This is a genomic window from Micromonospora sp. NPDC023644 (assembly GCF_040640115.1).
Classification (GTDB): domain Bacteria; phylum Actinomycetota; class Actinomycetes; order Mycobacteriales; family Micromonosporaceae; genus Micromonospora.
On the sequence record NZ_JBFABA010000010.1, the window covers coordinates 93,354 to 113,292 of the forward strand.

General features: G+C 74.8%; 20 protein-coding genes. 11 read left to right on the top strand and 9 right to left on the bottom strand.

Going from position 1 to position 19,939, the window contains the following annotated elements; all coding sequences use genetic code 11:
- The first annotated feature begins 134 nt into the window (after positions 1 to 134).
- From eccB to AB0G08_RS11015, 9 genes are all read left to right on the top strand, one after another.
- A complete protein-coding gene (gene eccB, locus AB0G08_RS10975; RefSeq protein WP_358086091.1) occupies positions 135 to 1,724 on the top strand; it encodes a type VII secretion protein EccB in 1,590 nt (529 codons plus the stop codon).
- 107 nt (positions 1,725 to 1,831) lie between these two features.
- On the top strand, positions 1,832 to 2,200 hold the full coding sequence (locus AB0G08_RS10980; RefSeq protein ID WP_358086093.1) for a hypothetical protein: 369 nt from the start codon (positions 1,832 to 1,834) through the stop codon (positions 2,198 to 2,200).
- A complete protein-coding gene (locus AB0G08_RS10985) occupies positions 2,193 to 3,497 on the top strand; it encodes a WXG100 family type VII secretion target (RefSeq protein ID WP_358086095.1) in 1,305 nt (434 codons plus the stop codon). Before AB0G08_RS10980 ends, AB0G08_RS10985 begins: the two co-directional genes overlap by 8 nt.
- A gap of 181 nt (positions 3,498 to 3,678) precedes the next feature.
- Positions 3,679 to 4,047 (top strand): hypothetical protein, encoded by a 369-nt coding sequence (locus AB0G08_RS10990; protein ID WP_358086097.1) that lies wholly within the window; start codon positions 3,679 to 3,681, stop codon positions 4,045 to 4,047.
- Between the two features lie 227 nt (positions 4,048 to 4,274).
- Positions 4,275 to 5,096, top strand: coding sequence for a hypothetical protein (locus AB0G08_RS10995; RefSeq protein ID WP_358086099.1), 822 nt, complete (start codon positions 4,275 to 4,277; stop codon positions 5,094 to 5,096).
- A gap of 47 nt (positions 5,097 to 5,143) precedes the next feature.
- Complete coding sequence (locus AB0G08_RS11000; RefSeq protein ID WP_358086101.1) at positions 5,144 to 5,467, top strand: YkvA family protein; 324 nt, start codon at positions 5,144 to 5,146, stop codon at positions 5,465 to 5,467.
- 31 nt (positions 5,468 to 5,498) lie between these two features.
- Positions 5,499 to 5,906: a TIGR03618 family F420-dependent PPOX class oxidoreductase gene (locus AB0G08_RS11005; protein WP_358086103.1), complete on the top strand. Its 408-nt coding sequence runs from the start codon at positions 5,499 to 5,501 to the stop codon at positions 5,904 to 5,906.
- A 426-nt stretch (positions 5,907 to 6,332) separates the two neighbouring features.
- Positions 6,333 to 7,046, top strand: coding sequence for a C39 family peptidase (locus AB0G08_RS11010; protein WP_358086105.1), 714 nt, complete (start codon positions 6,333 to 6,335; stop codon positions 7,044 to 7,046).
- A 178-nt stretch (positions 7,047 to 7,224) separates the two neighbouring features.
- Positions 7,225 to 7,827, top strand: a complete 603-nt coding sequence (locus AB0G08_RS11015) for a hemerythrin domain-containing protein (RefSeq protein ID WP_358086107.1) — start codon at positions 7,225 to 7,227, stop codon at positions 7,825 to 7,827.
- A gap of 227 nt (positions 7,828 to 8,054) precedes the next feature.
- Here AB0G08_RS11015 and AB0G08_RS11020 read toward each other — a convergent pair whose 3' ends face one another.
- The 3 genes from AB0G08_RS11020 to AB0G08_RS11030 all read right to left on the bottom strand — a co-directional run bounded on the left by AB0G08_RS11020 (position 8,055) and on the right by AB0G08_RS11030 (position 9,880).
- Complete coding sequence (locus AB0G08_RS11020) at positions 8,055 to 8,291, bottom strand: ferredoxin (protein WP_358086109.1); 237 nt, start codon at positions 8,289 to 8,291, stop codon at positions 8,055 to 8,057.
- Between the two features lie 4 nt (positions 8,292 to 8,295).
- Positions 8,296 to 9,501, bottom strand: coding sequence for a cytochrome P450 (locus AB0G08_RS11025; protein WP_358086111.1), 1,206 nt, complete (start codon positions 9,499 to 9,501; stop codon positions 8,296 to 8,298).
- Between the two features lie 196 nt (positions 9,502 to 9,697).
- A complete protein-coding gene (locus AB0G08_RS11030; protein ID WP_357878023.1) occupies positions 9,698 to 9,880 on the bottom strand; it encodes an antitoxin in 183 nt (60 codons plus the stop codon).
- 203 nt (positions 9,881 to 10,083) lie between these two features.
- Here AB0G08_RS11030 and AB0G08_RS11035 point away from each other — a divergent pair, with 203 nt between their 5' ends.
- Entirely contained in the window at positions 10,084 to 11,214 is a 1,131-nt protein-coding gene (locus tag AB0G08_RS11035; RefSeq protein WP_358086113.1) for an AI-2E family transporter, read from the top strand.
- Between the two features lie 119 nt (positions 11,215 to 11,333).
- Here AB0G08_RS11035 and AB0G08_RS11040 read toward each other — a convergent pair whose 3' ends face one another.
- Positions 11,334 to 11,993, bottom strand: a complete 660-nt coding sequence (locus tag AB0G08_RS11040; RefSeq protein ID WP_358086115.1) for a dienelactone hydrolase family protein — start codon at positions 11,991 to 11,993, stop codon at positions 11,334 to 11,336.
- A gap of 170 nt (positions 11,994 to 12,163) precedes the next feature.
- On the opposite strand from AB0G08_RS11040, the gene AB0G08_RS11045 reads away from it, so the two are divergent.
- Positions 12,164 to 12,343 carry a hypothetical protein gene (locus AB0G08_RS11045; RefSeq protein WP_357878014.1) on the top strand — a complete coding sequence of 60 codons (180 nt, stop codon included), beginning with the start codon at positions 12,164 to 12,166 and terminating at the stop codon, positions 12,341 to 12,343.
- A gap of 199 nt (positions 12,344 to 12,542) precedes the next feature.
- Here AB0G08_RS11045 and AB0G08_RS11050 read toward each other — a convergent pair whose 3' ends face one another.
- From AB0G08_RS11050 to AB0G08_RS11070, 5 genes are all read right to left on the bottom strand, one after another.
- Entirely contained in the window at positions 12,543 to 14,915 is a 2,373-nt protein-coding gene (locus AB0G08_RS11050; RefSeq protein WP_358086117.1) for a glycosyl hydrolase family 65 protein, read from the bottom strand.
- A complete protein-coding gene (locus AB0G08_RS11055; protein WP_358086119.1) occupies positions 14,912 to 15,664 on the bottom strand; it encodes an HAD-IA family hydrolase in 753 nt (250 codons plus the stop codon). The genes AB0G08_RS11050 and AB0G08_RS11055 overlap by 4 nt, the downstream gene beginning before the upstream one ends.
- 61 nt (positions 15,665 to 15,725) lie before the next feature.
- Positions 15,726 to 16,190, bottom strand: a complete 465-nt coding sequence (locus AB0G08_RS11060; RefSeq protein ID WP_358086121.1) for a DUF4442 domain-containing protein — start codon at positions 16,188 to 16,190, stop codon at positions 15,726 to 15,728.
- Between the two features lie 46 nt (positions 16,191 to 16,236).
- Complete coding sequence (locus AB0G08_RS11065; RefSeq protein WP_358086123.1) at positions 16,237 to 17,535, bottom strand: ABC transporter ATP-binding protein; 1,299 nt, start codon at positions 17,533 to 17,535, stop codon at positions 16,237 to 16,239.
- Positions 17,536 to 17,671: 136 nt separating this feature from the next.
- Positions 17,672 to 19,933: a bifunctional glycosyltransferase family 2 protein/CDP-glycerol:glycerophosphate glycerophosphotransferase gene (locus tag AB0G08_RS11070; RefSeq protein ID WP_358086125.1), complete on the bottom strand. Its 2,262-nt coding sequence runs from the start codon at positions 19,931 to 19,933 to the stop codon at positions 17,672 to 17,674.
- Positions 19,934 to 19,939: the final 6 nt, after the last annotated feature.

Below are 19,939 nucleotides of genomic sequence, written 5' to 3' on the forward strand. Positions count from 1 at the left end.
GGACGGCGGAGCGTCCGCCGGATCAGGTCGGGCGCTGGTCCCGGTGACCCGTCGACGGCCCCTTATCGTAGGGAAGCCCGCGACACCGACTCGGACCTGCTCGTCGCGGACCCACCCCCCGCCGGAGGTAAGTCATGCGGACCCGCCGCGATCAGGTGCAGGCGTACCGCTTCGTCACCCGCCGGATCGTCTCGGCGCTGCTGTCGGGCGACCCCGAGACCAGCAACCTGCCGATGCGGCGGCTCGGCATGGCGGTGTTCGGCAGCGTCATCGCCGCGGCCGTGGTGCTCGGTGGCGTGGGCGCGTACGGGCAGTTCACCGGCAACACGGCGCCGCTGGAGCCGAACACCCTGGTGATCGAGCGGGAGACCGGGGCGACGTACGTCTTCGTCGACGGGCAGCTGCACCCCACCCTCAACTACGCCTCGGCCCGGCTGATCATCAACGAGCCCGCCCCGCAGGTGCGCACGATGTCCCAGGCGTCGATCCGGGACCGGCCCCGGGGGCGTACGGTCGGCATCGTCGGCGCCCCGGACGCGCTGCCGGACCGGAAGTCCCTGACGGGCCTGCCCTGGTCCGTCTGCGACGTCCCGGACCCGGCCGATCCCCGCCGGTCCGGCACCCGCGTGGTGATCGACCGCCCCCTGCCCGGCGGTGCGCCGCTCGGCGACCGGGCCGTGCTGGTGGAGGCCGACGGCCAGCGGCACCTGCTCACCGGCGACACGCGGTTGCAGGTGACGGGCGGCGACTCCGCGCTCGCCGCGCTGCGGATGGCCAACGCGCCCCGCCTGCCCGTGGGGCAGCAACTGCTCAACGCCGTGCCGGCCGGGCCGGTCCTGCGCAAACCGGCGATCACGGGCGAGGACGAGGCCAGCACCCTGACCGAGCGCCCGGCCAAGGTCGGTCAGGTCTTCCGGGCGGCGGGCCAGCACTACGTGCTCACCCGGGAGGGCCTCTCCGCGATCGGCGAGATCAGCGCGCTGCTGCTGCTGCGCGACGGCGGCCAGGTCACCGACATCACGCCGGCGCAGGCCGGCAAGCTGCTGACCGACCAGCGGGCGGAGGAGGCCGGGATGCCGCAGGCCCTGCCCGCGCTGCACCCGGTCACCGAGGGCCGGACGGCGGTCTGCGCGACCTACCGGGCGGGCACCGACGGCGGGCCGCCCACCACCACGCTGGAGGTCTTCGACCGCGTGCCGGCGGAGCTGGCCGCCCCCGGCGCGGTTCCGGTGCGGCAGAGCGCGCGCGACGGCGTGCGCACCGCCGAGGGCGTGCTGCTGCCCGGCGGCAAGGGCGTGCTCGTGCAGGCCACGCCCGGGTCCGGCGAGAGCGGCACCGCCGCCCCCGGCGCCACCGTCTACCTGATCAGCGCGCAGGGCGTCCGCTACCCGCTCGGCGTCGGCGCCATGTCGGCGCTGGGCTACGAGGGGGTCACCCCGCTGGCCGTACCCGCGTCGCTGCTGGCCCTCGTGCCCACGGGGCCGACCCTCTCACGGGACGACGCGCTCTCCCACTTCGCGCCCGGCCCCGCGCCGTCGGCGCCGGCGGGCGGCCCGGCGAAGCCGACCGGCAGCCCCGCGAAGCCGACCGAAAGCCCCGCGAAGCCGACCGAAAGCCCCGCGCCGGACCGGTCCGGCGCGTCCGCGACGCCCTCCGACGAGCCCGCGTCGGGGGCTCCCGACTCGTCCGACTCGTCGTCCCCCACCCCGGAGGCGGACGGCTGAGCGGGCACGTCGTGGATCGACGCCGACGGCGGGTCGCCCGAGTCGCGCCGGTCGACTAACCTGAGCCCTGCCAACGGTTATCGACGATGACGTACGGGGATGCTGCCATGACCGGGCGCACGACAGTCGACCTGCTGTCCCTGGAAGACTTCCACCTGAAGTTGGCCAACCGGCTGACCGAGGCGGAGAAGGCGTTGCGGAAGCTGAGCACCGAGATGCAGTGCCGGCCTCCGGCGCTGGGCTCGTTCGCCGACGCCACCGAGAACTCCCGCCGCTACTCCGACATCCACCAGTCCTATGTGGACCAGGTCGACCGGCTGCGTGCCGCCGTGAAGGCGGCGCAGAGCGCCACCGCGACGATCCTGGCCAACTACCGCACCGCCGAGGAGCGCAACGCGGCCAACTCCGCCGACATCGCCGCCGCGCTGAACGGGGTCGACGACGCGTTGAAGCGGAAGGAGGATCCGCGTGTCTGAGTACACCCAGCGCTACCAGCACGTCAGCCACCAGCAGCTCTACGACTCCGTGATGGCCGGCCAGCCGGGCCAGATCGACGGCGTCGCCGCGCAGTGGACGGCGCTCAAGGGCATGCTCGACGGGCTGTCCCGCGAGCTCAGCGGCGACCTCGACAAGCTCGCCAACACCTGGACGGGCTCGGCCTCGCAGGAGTTCCAGCGGCGGTTGACGCTCGTCACCGAATACGCCGACAAGCTCGGCGAGGGCATGGCGGACGTGAGCCGGGGCCTGACCCTGATGGCCGGCGAGCTGCGCACCGCCCGCGAGCAGGCGGAGAGCCCGGCCGAGACCGACGACCACGACCAGGCGGTCTCCGGCGCGGCCAAGGGCGCCGTGTTCGGCGTGCCGGGCATGGTCGTCGGCGGGCTGCTGGGCCACCAGCAGGACAAGGCCGAGCAGGAGAAGGCGCACCAGCGCATGGTCAAGGTGGTGGCCGAGCTGGCCGCCGGCTACGACCTCTCCGCGTACGGCCGGCTCGTCGCGCCGCCGCCACCGCACCCGGACACCCCGGGCACGACCAGTGGCGATTCCTCGACGACCCCGCGCAGCGGCCCGGGCGCCCGCACGCCGACGGCCGCGCCGGGCACCACCGGCCTCGCCGGGCAGCCGGGCGGCGCCACCGTCGCGGCCCCCGACCGGCCGAGCTCCGGACCGGGCGGCGGCGGAACCGGGACGGTCATCCCGGGCGCCGTCGGCGGCGGGCACCCGGGCGGCGGCGGAACCGGCGGCACGGTCGTCGGCACTCCCGGCGGCGTCGTGGCCGGCACCTCCCTCGCCGGCGCCACGCTGCTGACCGGCCCGACCGCCACGACAGGTCCCGCCGGGTTGGGCGGCACCTCGACGGCCTCGGCCGGGACGGGCCTCCAGTTCGGCCCGCAGGGCGGCCCGACGGGTGGCGTGCTCGGCACCGGAGCCCTCGCCGCGAGCGGCAACGCGCCGACCTCGACGGTCCGGACCGCGGGCGGCACTCCGGTGGCGGACAACCGGTCCGCGACCGGGATGGGCCGGCGCTTCGACAACGCCCGGGACGGGGCACGACAGGGCACCGCCGGTGACCGCGCGGCCAGCGGGACCGGACGTGCCGGCGGCGCGCGCGGCGCGGCCGGCGGGGCGAACCGCCCCGGCATCCTGGGCGGCGGCCACGGAGTGCACGACGACGACACCGCCGACGGCCGGCTGACCTGGCTAACGGAGGACGACATGGTCTGGGGGGACGGCGCGGCTGCCGCTCCACCCGTGCTCGGCACCGACGCCTGACGCACACCCGCACGACGACGGCCCACCCGGCGGGCGTACCACCGGGTGGGCCGTCGCACGTCCGGCGTCGTTCCCGGCGGACGCGCCCGCCGCGATCCACTTCGGACATCGTGGCGGCGGTCACCCGATCCCGGGCCGTCGCCGCGCTGCACGACCCGGGCCCGGGCGATAGGTTGGACGGGTGCCGTCCGTAGCGTCCGTCGACCCGTTCTGGTCGGTCACGCTGCGCTCGCTGCGCGAGCTGACCCGACTGGCGGTCGCCGCGCTGGTGCTCGCCGTGGGCCTCGGCGGCGCGACCGCCGCCCCGGCCCCGACGCCGTCCGCCGCCGGTCCGGCCGCCGTCACCGCCGCCCTTCCGGCCGTCGCGAGCGCCCGGGTCGCACAGCCGCTGCCGCGCCGGGAGCCCGTGGCCGAGCAGGCCAGCGACTCCGCGGCCCCGCCGGCGGCCCGTCGGGCCGACACCTCCGCCGTTCCGGTCACCCGTCCGGACGGCCCCGCCCGCGATCCCGGCCGGGGCGTCCCCGCCCGACGCGGTCCGCCCGCCGCCTGACCGTCGGCCACCGGTTTCGCACCCCAGAGGCGCCGGCGCGACGGGCCGCCGTCGCGCGACGCGGTTCCCTCCGCCCGGTCCCCGTGCTCCGGTCGCCACGTCACCGGCGTCCACCCGTCGGCCCGCCGCCGCTGGTACGCCCCGCACGCGCGCCCACGATGCCCACCCGCCCGTACGCCGGGCACAGACCCTGTCGATTCCCCTCGATCGACCGCGAGGTGCTGACCATGCAAAACGTGTTCTCCTCCGTCCTGCTGGACGTGCCCCGGGCCGCCGTGATCTGGCTGAGCCTGCTCGGCGTCGTCGCCGTCGCCGTGGCCGGCCTGCTGCTGCTGCGGCCCGGCCGCCTCCGGTTCGACGCCGGTTCCCGGATCCGGCGCGCCGCGATGCCGAGCGAGCTGGAACGGGTCGAGGAGGCGCGCGAACGGTCCCGGTACGCCGGGGAGGTCTCGGTCGCCGCGGAACGGGCCGCCGCCACCGCCGCCCGGTTGCGGGCCGACTGGCTGGCCGCGCAGGAGGAGGTGGAGGCGGCCTGGCAGGCGTACGAGGCCGCCGAGGCGGACGTCCACCGGCTGGCGGTCGCCGAGGCGATGCCCCTTCCGCGTACCGTCCGGACGCCCGCCGAGTACGCCGAGCGCGAGCGCTTCCTGCACCGGGCCGCCCTCGACGCGTACTGGCGGAAGGAGCTGTCGGTCGAGCAGCTCAGCGACGTCTTCGCGCACCGCAACGGCTGGGACCCCCGGCTGCACCCCGTCGAGCAGGAACTGGTGCTGCGCCGGGCGGTACGGGACAACCTGCTCGCCCGGCAGCGGGCGGCCCGGGAGCGGGAGCAGGCCGCGTGGCGGGCCGCCGAGACCGCCGCCGAGGCGGCGCGCAGCCTGCGGGACGAGGCGTTCGCCGCGGTCAACCGCCGCCCCGAGGAGTCGCAGTCGCTGCTGCCGCTGATCGAGGGCGCCGCGGCGGCGGAGCAGACCCGGGAGTTCCCGACGGTGACCGGCCGGGAGGTGCCGGCGGTGGCCCGGGGCCGGGCGGCGGTCGCCGCGTACTGACCGGCGGGAGCCGGGCGAAACCGGCCCCGCTGGGCTAGCGTGACGGTGTGTCCAGGGAGGCGTGGGTCGTCGTCGGCGTCGTGGCGGTCGCCACGCTGGTCGGCGCGGTGGTGCTGGCCGTCCGCGTGATCCGCACCCGCCGGCTGCTCGGCACGCTCGGGGTGAACGGCAAGGTCGCCTTCTACGGCGCGCTGCTCTACACCGTCCTGCCGATCGACCTGCTGCCCGACCCGATCTACCTGGACGACATGGCGGTGCTGACGGGCGCGCTGCTCTACCTCGGCCGGCTGGTCCGGCAGCACCGCGCCGCGAGCGCACCGCTGCCCGGCGCACCGGCCGACCCCGACCCGGCCCGCCGCCGCGTGCCGTGACCGGCGCCGCACCGCGAGACAGGGGACGGACATGCCCGGCGACCATCGGCTGACGGCCCACGACGAGCGGGTCGTGGCGTTCTGCCGGGAACGGCACCTGGCCACGTTGACCACCCTGCGCGCGGACGGCACCCCGCACGTCGTACCGGTGGGGGTCACCTTCGACGCGTCGGCCGGCCTGGCCCGGGTGATCACCGGCGGGGCGTCCCGCAAGGCGCGGCACGTCGCCGCCGCCGGCCCCGGGGGCGCCCCGGTGGCCGTGTGTCACGTCGACGGGCGACGCTGGCTGACCATCGAGGGGCGGGCCGTCGTGCGCTCCGACCGGCCCGTCGTCGCCGAGGCCGAACGGCGGTACGCCGAGCGCTACCGGACGCCCCGCCCGAATCCGGACCGGGTGGTCATCGAGATCGCGATCACCCGCCTGCTGGGCAGCCTGTAACCGTCTGACCGGTTCGTCCCTCGGCACGCCCCCGGGGCGCCGTCGACCGGTCCGTCCCACGCCCCCGGGTGCCCTCGACCGGTCCGTCCCGCGCCACGCCCGCCGGATGCCCTTGATCGGTCCATCCCGCCCCGCGCGACCGGCGGTGGGCGGGCCGGCCCGGCGCGGACGGCACCCGCGGGGCGTGTGACGTGGGGCATCCGTACGCCGGAATCCTGCCGACCGTGGCCCGGTTGAACCTCGACGTGCGGCCGGTACGCCCCGGCCGAGGGCCCGGAATGCCCGTCGGAGCAGGGCCGTTGCATCCCCGAGTACGCCCGTGGGCCGACCGCTGCGGGCCTGTCGAGTCCCCGAGCCGAGCGCCTCTCCCGGTGCTGCGCGCCCCCGGTCCCCCCGGAGGCGCCGACCCCCGATTGGAGCCCGACCATGAATTCGATCGTCCAGAAGAGTGGCCTTTCCGTCGCCGGCCTGCTGGTGGCCGGCGGATGCCTCGCGGGTCCGGCGGTGGCCGCCCAGGCGGCGCCGCCGGCGACCACCCCGGTCGGTTCGGTGCACACCGACAAGGACGGCCGCGCCGACAAGAACGGTCGCGCCGCCAAGGAGGGCCGTGCCGACAAGAACGGTCGCACCGACCGGCGTGCCGAGCGCACGGTGGGCATCCAGTACCAGGCGCAGCCCAACTTCTACTACTGCGGCCCCGCCGCGACCCGGATCGCCCTGTCGGCGCTGGGCAAGGCGCTCCCCCAGGACGAGGTCGCCAGGAAGCTGGGCACCACCGAGGCCGGCACCGATTCGGCCCTGGACACCACCCGGGTGCTCAACGAGCTGACCGACCGCGGGTACCGGACCACCGAGATCCCGGATTCGGTGGCCACGCCGGAGCAGGTCGACCGGCTGCGGGCCGACGTCGTCGCGGCCCTGGACGAGGGCCGGCCGGTGGTGGCCAACATCAAGGGCACCGCGGTCGACACCGTCGGCAACCCGCACTCGTACGAGGGTGGGCACTACCTGACCCTGGTGGGCTACCGGGACGGCGGCGACCTGATCCGGATCGCCGACCCGGCCGCCCCCGAGGGCGAGTACTGGATGACCCTGGAGAAGGTCGCCAACTGGATCGCCGAGCGCGGCTACTCGTCCTGATCCGACCCGACGAGGGCCGGCCCCCGCGCGGGGGCCGGCCCTCGCGCGTCCTGTCCGGCCGGGTGGGGCGGCGACCGGCGCGACGGTGAGCCACGTCGATCGCGCGCGGTGGGTTCGGTCGCCGGTTCTCGGGTACCAGGCCCACAGCCGACCGTTCCGCAACCGGTAAGGGGCAGACATGACCAACCCACAAGACACCGCCGGGCAGGACGTGGTGGACGTCCTGACCGCCGACCATCGTGAGGTCGAGTCACTCTTCGTGCAGTTGGAGAGCCGGCAGGGCACCCCCGAGCACCGCCGGCAGCTGGCCGACGTGGTGATCGCCGAGCTGGTCCGCCACGCCGTCGCCGAGGAGATGCACGTCTATCCGACCGCCCGCAAGGCGTTGCCCGACGGCGACCAGATCGCCGAGCACGAGATCTCCGAGCACGCGGACGCCGAGCGGACCATGAAGGAGCTGGAGTCGCTCGACCCGTCCGACCCGCGCTTCGACGAGCTGCTGGCGCACCTGACCAGCACGATCCGGCACCACGTCAAGGACGAGGAGTCCGACCTCTTCCCCCGCCTGCGCGCCGCGGTCGCCCACGAGGAGATGGTCGAGCTGGCCGGGAAGGTGGAGGCGACCAAGAAGACCGCCCCGACCCGACCGCACCCGGCCGCGCCCGACCGACCGCCGGCGAACAAGCTGCTCAACCCCGGTGCCGGCCTGGTGGACCGGATGCGGGACGCGCTGAGCGGCCGGACCACGTCGATGGCGGAGCTCGGCGAGAAGCAGCGCTGACCCGCCCCTACCAACGGTGGCCACGCCCGGCCCGGGGCGTGGCCACCGGCGTACCCACCGGCCGACGCCGGCCCGCGGCCCCTGCCGCCTCGGAGCGGCGCCTGCCGGCCCGCGCGGCGCCGGCCGCCTGGGGCAGCGCCTGCCGCCTCGGGAGGCCCTTGCCGCCTCGGGCGGCCCCTGCCGGCCCGCGCGGCGCCTGCCGAGGGGTCTCCGGTTGCCGGGCCGGCTCAGGGCTCCGGCGCGATCCGGCGCAGGCCGTCCGCCTCGGAGACGATGACCGCCTCCATCGGGCAGGAGTCCGCGGCGTCCACCAACGCGTCGTCCGGCGCCACCCGCTCGGCGAGCGGCCGGGCCAACCCGCCCACCAGCACGAAGTGCTCCGGCGCGGTGCCCGCGCAGATCCCGGACCCGATGCACCGGGTCGGATCCACGTGCACCCGCCACTGCTCGTCCATCCCACTCATCCCTTCACCAACTCACCGGCATGGCGACGAGCCCCCGGACCAGCAGGCCGCTCTTCCAGGTCAGCTCGGATTCCGGCACGGCCAACCGCAGGTCGGGCGTGCGGGCGATCAGCGTCTCCAGGACGACCTGGAGCTCCATCCGGGCGAGCTGCGCGCCGACGCAGTGGTGCACCCCGTGCCCGAAGCCCAGGTGGGGGTTCACCTGCCGGGTCAGGTCGAGCCGGTCCGCCTCGGCGAAGACCGTCTCGTCCCGGTTCGCCGAGGGGATCGACACCACCACCGGCTCGCCGGCCCGCACCAGCACGCCGCCGAACTCGATGTCCTCTGTGGCGTAGCGGGCGAAGGCCGAGGACGCGCCGAGCGGCACGAACCGCATCAGCTCCTCGACGGCCGCCGGCACCAGGTGCGGCCGCGCCCGCAGCCGGGCCCACTCGTCGGGGTGGGTGAGCAGGGCGTACACGAAGTTGGGGATCTGGGTCACGGTCGTCTCGTGCCCGGCCGCGAGCAGCCCGGCGGCCAGCCGCACGACCTCGTCCTCCGCGAGCCGGTCGTCGGCGTCCCGGGCCCGGACCATCGCGCCGATCAGGTCGTCGGTGGGTTGCTCACGTCGCCGCGCGATCAGCTCGCCCATGTACGCGAGCAGGTTGTCGATGTACTCCTGGGCCTGTTCCGGGCTCAGCGAGGTGGTCGACACGATCGCCTCGGACCAGGTGTGGAAACGGTCCTGGTCGGTCACCGGGACGCCGAGCAGGTCGCAGATGACCCGGATCGGCAGCGGGGTCGCCAGGTGCGCCACCAGGTCGGCCGGCGGGCCGGCGGCGAGCATGCCGTCGACCAGCTCGTGGGCCACCTCCCTGGTCCGGGGTCGCAGCTGCTCCACCCGCCGGGCGGTGAACGCCTTCGCCACCAGCCGACGCAGCCGGGTGTGCTCCGGCGGATCCATCGACAGGATCCCGCCCTCCTGCTGCCGCGGCGTGTTGCGGGGCTCGTCCCGGCCCACCGAGGCGGCCCGGCTGAACCGCGGGTCGCCGAGCACGGTGCGGACGTCGGCGTGGCGGGTGGCGAGCCAGGCCGGCTCGCCGTAGGGCATCCGGATCCGGGTGAGCGGCTCGTCCCGGCGCAGCCGGGCGTAGCGCGGGTCGAGGTTGAGCCGGTCGGGGTCGCTGAACGGATAGCGCTGGGGGGCGGTCGTCTCGGGGGCCTCGGTCACCGGATGACTTCCTCTCGTCACGGCACCCCAAGGGGTGGGCACCGGTCCGGTCGGGGACGACTCCACTTTGAGTCATGTTCCGACTGCGGATAGTAGCGAGAGTGGTCGATCCTTGGCTAGCGGTACGCGTCGATCCGTCAGGAAGCGAACGTCCCGGGCCACCGACCGCGCGGCGACCCGGGACGGCACGACGGGCTCAGCGGACCTGGTCGCCCTCCCCGGTGCGGGTCTGGGCCTGGTCGACGCCCTTGTCGATCTGCTCGTCGTACTTGCCGCCCGTGCGCTGGTCGGCCATGTCGCCGCCCTTCTCCAGGCCCTGGTCGACCTGCTTGTCGTGCTTGTCGGCGAAGTCCTTGGCCTTGTCCATGAAGTCACTCATCGGGGTCCTCCTCGAATCCGGGTCCGATCTCTGCCTTCCCTGAGGTCGGGGGCGCAAACGCGACGGAGAGGCGGCCGGAGGGCGACCGGGAAACGGTCGGTAGCCCTCCGAGGCGTCGGCCACCCATCTAGCGTGAAAGGGGACGCGGGTGTCGGAGGGACGCCGGCCGGGTACCGACTCGCCGGAGATCGAGGAGGGCCGACGTGGTCGCAGACGATGCCGGGCGTACGCCCGAGGGGACGACGGGCCGGGGCACGGGTCCCCGACAGAGCTGGGCCGCGCTTCCCTGGCTGGTCCGCTCGGCGGTGGTGTGGAGCGCCTGCCTGGTGGTGATCGTCGCCGGGCTGTACCTGCTGGGGAAGATCGCCGTGCTGCTCGCGCCGCTGGCCATCGCGCTGGCCGCCACCATCTTCCTCACCGCGCTGCTCGACCCGGTGCAGCTCGCGCTGCGCCGGCTCCGGCTGCCCGCCGCACTGGCCGCCCTGCTCACCGTCCTGCTGCTGCTCGGCCTGCTGTTCGGCGTCGGCGCGCTGGTGTGGAGCCTCACCGCGGGCCAGTTCAGCGAGTTGAGCCAGGAGCTGGGGCAGGGCCTGCGACGGACCCGGGAGTTCGTGACCTCGACGCTGCCGGTCAGCGACCAACAGCTCGACCGGCTGCTCGAGCAGGCCCGCCAGGGGGTCGGGCAGGGCTCAGTCGACCCGGTCTCCGGCGCCAGGACGGCCGCGGAGGTGGTCGGCTCGGCGCTGCTCGCGCTCGTGCTGCTGTTCTTCCTGCTCAAGGACGGCCGGTCCATGTGGCACTGGACGCTGTCCCGGACGACCGGACCGAACCGGGCGGTGACCGCCGAGGCGGGCCGGGTCGGTTGGCGCACGCTCGGCGCGTACAGCCGGGGCACGATGATGATCGCCGCGATCGACGCGATCGGCATCGGCCTGGCGCTGGTGGTGCTCCGGGTGCCGCTGGCCTTCCCGCTCGCGCTCATCACCTTCTTCGGCGGCTTCATCCCGATCATCGGGGCGACCGTCGCCGGCGCCGTGGCGGTGCTGGTCGCGCTCGCGGCGAAGGGGCCGGTGACCGCGCTGCTCGTCCTGGCCGCCGTGATCGCCGTACAGCAGATCGAGGGCAACCTGCTGGAGCCGCTGATCATGAAGCGTCAGGTGCGCCTGCACCCGGCGGTGATCCTGGTGGCGGTGACCGCCGGCACCCTGATCGCCGGCATCGCCGGGGCCTTCGTCTCGGTGCCGATCACCGCCGTCGTCTGGCGGGTCGTCGACACCATCCAGCAGCACCGCCAGCGCCCGACGACCACGCCCCCACCCCCCACCCCCGCCTGACCCACCCGGTCCCGCCCGGTCCAGGCTGCGTGATCATGAGGTTGGCGGCGAAGTGGATCTCCATTACCGCCGCCAACCTCATGATCGCCCAGGTGGGGGCGGGCCGGGCGGGGCGGGCGTCAGTGGGGGGTGGGGAGGTGGGTGGTGAACCAGTCGGCGGCGCAGTTGGCGACCTGTTCCAGGGTGCCGGGCTCCTCGAAGAGGTGGGTCGCCCCCGGGATCACCGTCAGCTCGGCCGTCTCCGGCAGCGCCTCCTGCGCCTGCTCGTTGAGCGTGATCACCTGCTCGTCCAGGCCCCCGACCAGCAGCAGAGTGGGCGCGCGCACCTGACCGAGGGCCGGGCCGGCCAGGTCGGGCCGGCCGCCCCGGGAGACCACCGCGCCGACGAGGTCCGGTCGGGTCGCCGCCGCCACCAGGGCGGCGGCGGCCCCGGTGCTGGCCCCGAACAGCCCGATCGGCACCGCGCCGAAGGGCCGCTCCGCCGCCAGCCAGTCCACGACCGCGGCGAGCCGACCGGCGAGCAGGGGGATGTCGAAGCGCAGCTCGGCGGTCCGGGCATCCACCCGGTCCTCGGCGGGCGTCAGCAGGTCGACCAGCACGGTGCCGAGGGCGCTGCGGTTGAGCACGTGCGCCACGGCCGTGTTGCGCGGGCTGTGCCGGGAACTGCCGCTGCCGTGCGCGAAGAGCACCACGCCGGCCGGCTCCGCCGGGACCAGCAGGTCGGCCGGGAGTTCGGCGTCCCCCGCCGGGATCGTCACCGCACTGCTGCGCGCGTCCATCTCGCCTCCGTACGTCCTCGGTCGTCCCGCGTCCCGGCCGCATACCCGCCCCCGGCGCCGGCAAGCGGCCCCGGCGCACCGGCGTTTGCCGCCGGAGGGCCCGGGTAGGCGGCGGGTGACCGCAGACCGTACCGGCGCAACCGCGCCCCCGACGGATCGCGAGGATCGCCATGGCGCAGCAGCAGCGGGAGACCCGGCAGCAGACCACCGACCGGGACCGGCGGGAACAGGACACCGAACGCGGCCGGGACTGGGCGGACGACGCGGCCCAGGCGCGCACGGCCGACGACCCGCGGGCGATGGCGCCCCGCGACGCGGCCGGCCGGCCGTCGCAGGGCAGGCCGCTCTGACCGGCACCGCCGGCCCCACCGCACGGGGAACGGGCCGAACCGGTCCGCCCCGCGCCGGGCGGGACGGACCCGCCCGCACCGCCGGCCGCCCCGCACGGGGGCAGGCCGCTCCGAACCGCACCGCCGGCCGCCCGTCACGGGGTGGGCCGGGCTGAGCGACGCCGCCGGCCCGCCTCCGTCACGGCGGGCCGGCGGCCGGTCACGGCTCGTTCTCGGGCAGGCGGAGCAGCGGAGCGCGTCCTGCGGCCTGCTCCGGGGCCGGCCCGGACACCTCCGCCGGGGGGATCGGCATCGTCACCGGCTCCCGGCAGGTGACCTGGACCGTCTCGCCGTGGTGACGCAGCTCCAGCACGTCGCCCGGGTCGCCGCGGCGCAGCGCGTACGTGGTCTCGTGCGGCCGGACGTCGACCCGCAGCCGCATCCCGCGCCACTGGAGCGAGAACTCCAGCCGCTCGAGCCGGCTGGACAGCCGGGGCGCGAAGGAGAGGTTGCCGTCGTGGTCGCGCAGCCCGCCGAACCCGGCCACCAGGGCGATCCACGCGCCGGCGAGCGAGGCCATGTGCACGCCGTCGCGGGTGTTCTCGTTGAGGTCGTGCAGGTCCATCAGCGCGGCCTCGCGCAGGTAGAGGTGTGCCAGCTCCGGATGGCCCACCTCGGCCGCCAGCACCGCCTGGGTGCACGCCGACAGCGAGGAGTCGCGCACCGTGCGCCGCTCGTAGTAGAGGAAGTTGCGCAGCTTCTGCTCCGGCGTGAACGCGTCGCCCCGCCAGTGCATGGCCAGCACCAGGTCGGCCTGCTTGACGACCTGCTTGCGGTAGAGGTCGAAGTACGGGTAGTGCAGCAGCAGCGGGTACTTCTCCGGCGGCGTGTGCGCGAAGTCCCACTCCTGGAGCCGGGTGAAGCCCTCGACCTGCTCGTGGACGTCGATCTCCTCGTCGTACGGGACGTGCATGGACGCCGCCGCGTCCCGCCAGGCCGCCGCCTCCTCGTCGGTCACGCCGAGGCGGAACGCCTCGTCCCGGTAGCGCATCACCGCGTCGGCGGCGCTGATCAGGTTCCGCTGCGCCATCAGGTTGGTGTAGATGTTGTCGTTCTTCACCGCCGTGTACTCGTCGGGGCCGGTGACCCCGTCGATGTGGAACTGGCCGTGCCGGTCGTGGTGGCCCAGCGACCGCCACAGCCGGGCGGTCTCCACCAGCAGCTCCAGCCCGATCTCCCGTTCCAGCTCGGTGTCCTGGGTGACCTGCACGTAGCGCCGCAGCGCGTCGGCGACGCCGGCCGCGATGTGGAAGGCCGCGGTGCCCGCCGGCCAGTACCCCGACGACTCCGGTCCCTCGATGGTGCGCCAGGGGAACGCCGCGCCCTCCAGGTTGAGCGTCCTGGCCCGCTCGTGCGCGGCGGCCAGGGTGCCGTGCCGCCAGTGCAGCGCGTCCCGCACGGCGGCCGGGTGGGTGTAGGTGAGCACCGGCAGGACGAACATCTCCGTGTCCCAGAACGCGTGCCCGTCGTACCCCGGGCCCGTCAGGCCCTTCGCGGCGATGGGCCGCCGCTCCGCCCGGGAGCCCGCCTGAAGGACGTGGAACATGCCGAACCGGACTGCCTGCTGGATCTCCGGGTCGCCCTCCACCACCACGTCGGCGGCGTCCCAGAACTCCTCGAGGTACTCGCGCTGCTCGCGGCGGAGCCCGTCCCAGCCGTCCAGCCGCGCCCCCGTCAGGGCGGCCTCGACCTGGTCGCGCATCGCCGGCAGGGACCGGCGGCTCGACCAGCCGTAGCCGAGGTACTTGACCACGCGCAGCGTCTCGCCGGGCTGGAGCACGCACCCGATCGTGGTACGCACCCAGTCCTCGTACCCCTCGGACTCGATGGTCTTCCGCGCCGGGGCGTACACCTCGTGCTCCATCGCGGCGGCGACCCGCAGTCCGGAGAGCTTGGTCCGGTGGATGAGCAGCCCGCCGTCGCGGGTGGTCAGTTCCTCCTCGGCCTGCAACGGCGACTCCAGCACGGCCGCGACCCGCGGATCCCGGCTCTGCGGGGGCAGCGCCTCGTTCGCCACCAGCTCCGACTGGAGGATCAGCCGCAGCGGGACGTCCACCGCCGTCACCTCGTAGTTGATCGCGGCGACGGCGCGCTGGGTGAACGAGACCAGCCGGGTGCTGCGGACCTTGACCTCGCGGCCGGCCGGGGAGCGCCAGTGCAGCTCCCGGTACAGGGTGCCGGCGCGCAGGTCGAGGACCCGTTCGTGGGCGAGGAGTTCGCCGTAGCGGACGTCGAGCGGCTCGTCGTCGACCAGCAGCCGGATCAGCTTGCCGTTGGTCACGTTGACGACCGTCTGGCCGGACTCGGGGAACCCGAAGCCGGCCTCCGCGTACGGCAGCGGGCGCAGCTCGTAGAACGAGTTCAGGTACGTGCCGGGCAGGCCGTGCGGCTCCCCCTCGTCCAGGTTGCCGCGCAGCCCGACGTGCCCGTTGGAGAGGGCGAAGACCGACTCGGACTGAGCCAGGACGTCCATGTCCAGCCGCGTCTCCCGGACGTGCCACGGCTCGACCGGATAGGCGCGTTCCCGGATCACGCGGGCCGCCCGGAGTCGAGCAGGTCGGCGAGGTCGGTGACCACGACATCGGCGCCGTGGGCGCGCAACTCGGCGGCCTGGCCGACCCGGTCGACGCCCACCACGTACCCGAATCCGCCGGCCCGCCCGGCGGCGACCCCGGCGAGGGCGTCCTCGAAGACGGCGGCGTTGCGCGGGTCGACCCCGAGCAGCCTCGCGCCGGCCAGGAAGGTGTCCGGGTGCGGCTTGCCGCGCAGCCCCTCGGCGCGGGCGACGAGCCCGTCCACCCGGCCCTCCAGCAGCGGTTCCAGCCCGGCGGCGGCGACCACCTCCCGGCCGTTCGCGCTGGCCGTGACGACCGCCCGGCGCAGGCCGGCGGCGACCGCCGCCTCCAGGTAGGCGACGGAGCCGGGGTAGACGTCCACGCCGTGGGTGCGCAGCCGCTCCAGCAGCAGCACGTTCTTGCTGTTGCCGACGCCGTTGACGGTGGCCGCGTCCGGCGGGTCGTCGGGCGACCCCTCGGGCAGCACGATGCCCCGGGAGGCGAGGAAGGTGCGCACCCCGTCGGCGCGCGGCCGGCCGTCGACGTAGCGGTTGTAGTCCGGCCCCGGGTCGAAGGGGCGGAACTCCTCGCCGGTGGCCGCGGCGCGTCGACGCAGGAAGTCGTCGAACGTCTCGGTCCAGGCGGCGTTGTGCACCCGGGCGGTCTGCGTCAGCACACCGTCCAGATCGAAGAGACAGGCGGTCACGTGAGCAGGCAGGCCCAACACGGTACGAATCTATCCAGACCTCCGCGCCCGCAAACCGCTTTCGGCCCGCTTGCCGCGCGGCTCAGTTCGGGCGGAGCGTCCAGACCACGGTCAGCTCACCGGTCGGCTTGCCCTCCTCGGTGGCGATCTCCACCCGCACCGGGAACTCCGGCCGCCTGCCGGACTCCAGCTCCGCGACCACCTCGTCGACCGGTCGGCCGAGCCGCGCGGTGGCCCGCACCGGACCCATCGCCAGCTTCCGGTACGCGATCTCGGCCCGCACCGCCAGCGGCGTGGCCCGGTCGAGCAGCGGCGCGAACGCGGCCAGCACGACCGCGCCGGAGGCGGTCTCGCCGAGGGTGAACATGGCCCCGGCGTGCGGGCCGCCGACGTGGTTGTGGGTGGCCGGCGAGTCGGGCAGCCGGACGGTCACCCGCACCCCGCCCTCCGCCTCGGGGGCCACTTCGACGAATTCGATGCCGAGCGTGCGGGCGAACGGCACGGCCTCCAGGATGCCGGCCGCCACCTGGCGCGAGTCGATGGTCATGACCCGACGTTACTAGTCGGTAACTTCGCCGGCAAGGCCGCCCCCGTCAGCGCCAGCCCACGTCGATGCGATCGCCGCGCTCGTCGAAGAAGTGCAGCGCGTCCATGCGCACGGAGATGGCCAGGGGGTGGCCGGCGGCGACCCCCGGGTACGGCGCGAGCCGGACCGCGAGCTCGGCGGGGCGCCGGTGGTGCCGGCCCGGGTCGTTGAGCACGCTCGTGCGGTTGGCGGCGGCCGGGGTGGCCTCCTCCTCCTGGCCGGCGCGCCCGGTCAGCCGCTGCATCACCTGCCCGAAGCGGCGCAGGCCGCGCTGGCCGGTGGGCGCGTCGACGCGGGCGCCCATCTCGTCCACCACGATCGCGGTGGCCCCGATGTCGAGGAAGGCGAGCGACTCGTGCCCGTGGTGCTCCAGGTAGCGGATCCGGCCGTGCAGCACCGCGCCCTGGGTGTCCGGCGCCACCGGGGTGAGCGCCTCGGCCCGCATCCCGACCACGATCCGCTCCCCGTGGTAGTGCGCGACCGCCCGGCTGCGGATGTCGTCCCACGGCAGGTGGAGCGACTGGTCGCCGAGGGTGAGGGTGACGTAGCGGTCGAGGTGGACGTAGACCGAGGCCTCCAGCAGGTTCATCCGCGGGCTGCCGAGGAACGCGGCCACGTAGAGGGTGGCCGGGCGGCCGTAGACCTGGGTGGGGGTGCCGACGTCCTGGAGGACGCCCTTGCGCATGATCGCGACCCGGTCGGCCATGGTCAGCGCCTCGGCCTGGTCGTGGGTGACGTAGATGGTGGTGACGCCCAGCTCCCGGGTCAGGCCGGAGATCTCCGCGCGCAGCTCGGCCCGGAGCCCGCTGTCGAGGTTCGACAGCGGCTCGTCCATCAGGAACAGGCCCGGACGGCGCACGATCGCCCGGCCCATCGCGACCCGCTGGCGCTGCCCGCCGGAGAGCTGGCTGGGCTTGCGGCCGAGCACGTCGCCGATGCCGAGCGCGCTGGCCACGTCGGTCACCCGCTCGCCGCGCGGCTCGGGCTCCAACCCGGCCAGCTTGAGCGGGAAGGCGATGTTGTCGCCGACGGTCATGTGCGGGTAGAGCGCGAAGTCCTGGAAGACCATGGCGATCTTCCGGTCGCGCGGCGGCAGGTCGTTGGCCAGCTCGCCGTCGAGCATCACCGCGCCCGACGTCGGGTCCTCCAGCCCGGCGACCATCCGCAGCACCGTCGACTTGCCACAGCCCGACGGGCCGAGCAGCACCATGAACTCGCCGTCGTTGACGTCGAGATTGACGCTGTCGACGGCGAGGGTGCCGTCCCTGAACACCTTCGTCACATCCTTGAGCGCGACGGTTGTCACCGTGCCCTCCCCCCAGCTCGTCGGCCGAACCCCGAATGACTGTGACGAGGATCATCCGGTTCGCACATCGGGTAAACGTTCCATGTTCGGCTTGTGACGGCCCTGTGACGCCCACCCGGCGGGACGAGGCCCTCCGTCAGGGAATACTTCCTTCCGCCCGCCGCCACGGGGTCCGCATGCCGACTCCGCGCGCCGGCCGGCCGTCCGGGGACTCCTCGCCGAGGAAGACCCGACGGACCACCCGCTCGGCGGCGTGGCCGTCGTCGAGCGCGCAGAACCGGGCCCGGAACCGCTGCCGGGCCTTGCGCGCCGCCTCGGAGTCGACCCCGCCGGCGCGGAACAGGTCCAGCAGGTCGGCGAAGCTGGTCGCCACCGCGCCCGGCGGCTCCGCGGTCACGTCGAAGTAGACGCCGCGGGCCAGCCGGTACGCCTCCCAGTCGGGCGCGTAGACGACGATCGGCCGGTCGAGCACGGCGTAGTCGAACATCGCCGAGGAGTAGTCCGTGACCAGCACGTCCGCCACGAGGTAGAGGTCCTCGACGCGCGGGTGGCCGCTGACGTCGCGTACCCGGTCGCGGTCCGCCGGGCGTCGGGCGCGGCGGTCCCGGTCGTGGAAGTAGTGGCTGCGTACCAGCAGCCGGCCGGCCGGGCCGAGCACGTCGAGCAGTCGCTCCGGGTCGAACGGTGGCCGGTAGCCGGGCAGGTGCTCGCGGTGCGTCGGGGCGTACAGGACGACCTGCTCGCCGGGCCCGAGGCCGAACCCGGCGCGCAGCCGGGCCACCTCCTCGGCGGTCGCGGTGACCAGCCGGTCGTTGCGCGGGTAGCCGACCTCCAACGTGGTGTACGCGGCCGGGTACGCGCGCTCCCACATCTGGCTGGAGAAGCTGTTCGCGCTGATGCTGTAGTCCCACCGGTCCACCCGGCGCAGCAGCCCGGCGAAGTCCATCCCGACCGCGCCGATCGGGTACCGCTGCTGGTCGAGGCCCATCACCTTCACCGGCGTGCCGTGGTGGGTCTGCACGTGCACCGTGCCCGGCCGCTTGCGCACGAAGTCCGGGAAGTTGACGTTGTTGACCAGCCAGCGCGCCCGGGCCAGCGCCCGGTAGTACGCGGGCGTGCCGGCGACCACGTACGCGACGCCCTCCGGCACGGTGTGCACCCGGTCCCGCCGGACGATCCACACGCCGCGAATCTGCGGCGCCAGCCGCCGGGCCGCCTCGAAGACGGCCGCCGGGTTGTCCGAGTACCCGCGGTACCAGTAGGCCGCGTAGACGGCCAGCGTCGGGTCGACCGGCCGGCGCAACTCGGCCCGGTAGTACTCCCGCAGCAGGGTGTCCCGGGCCAGCCGCGCGGCCCGCCGGGCCGGGGGCGCGACCCGCCGCTTCGTGCTCCGCGCGGTACGCCGGGCCACGTCCCGCGCCCGGTAGGCGGCCCGCAGCGCGCTGAACGTACGCCAGCGGCCGGCGGCCACCAGCCGGTGCTTGAGCCCCTCGGCACCCCCCGGCGCCGGGTAGCCGCCGGGCGGCAGCCAGCGCGCGTGGTCGGCGGTGATCTGGGCGAAGAAGGCCGGCCGCAGCTCGGGGTCGAGCCGTTCCCCGTTGCCGAGCACGGTCAGGTAGTGCCAGATCATCCGCTCGAACAGCGCGGGACGCAGGTCGTCGACCGCCGGCCCCCAGGCGTCCATCAGCCGGAACACCCGGTGCCACTGCTGGAAGACCTCGAAGTGCCGCTCGCCCCTGGTCCTGGTGATCGCCCCGGTCCGGCGCTGCCGGTAGTTGACGCAGACCCGGTCCAGCACGCCGATCCGCTCGGCGGCCATCAGCACCGGGTAGCTGAACGAGACGTCCTCGTACCAGCCGGGGGCGAAGCGCAGCCCCTCGTCGAGCAGGAACTGCCGGCGGACCAGCCGGTTCCAGGCGGTGTGCAGCAGCCGCAGCGTCTCGGGCCGGTCCCGCAGCCGGAAGGTCTCCTCGCCGGGCGGCTCCGGGAACACCTCCGTCATCGCGCTGCGGCTGGCGGCGTTGTTCCAGTGGGTCCGGACGTGGTCGACCAGGAGCACGTCGGGGCGGGTCGCGCGGAGGCGCTCGGCCACCTCGGCGAGGCACTCCGGGGCGAGCCAGTCGTCGCCGTCGACGAACCAGACGTACTCCCCGACGGCCCGGTCCAGCCCGACGTTGCGGGCCGGACCGAGCCCGACGTTCTCCGGCAGCCGGACGGCGTGCATCCGCCGGTCGCGGGCCGCGTACTCGGCGAGGATCTCGCCGCTGTCGTCCGGCGAGCAGTCGTCGACGCCGATCACCTCGATGTCGGCGACCGGCTGGCCGAGGATGGAGTCCAGGCATTCGCGCAGGTAGCCCTGCACCCGGTAGGCCGGCACGACGAAGCTGATCAGTGTCATCGGCCG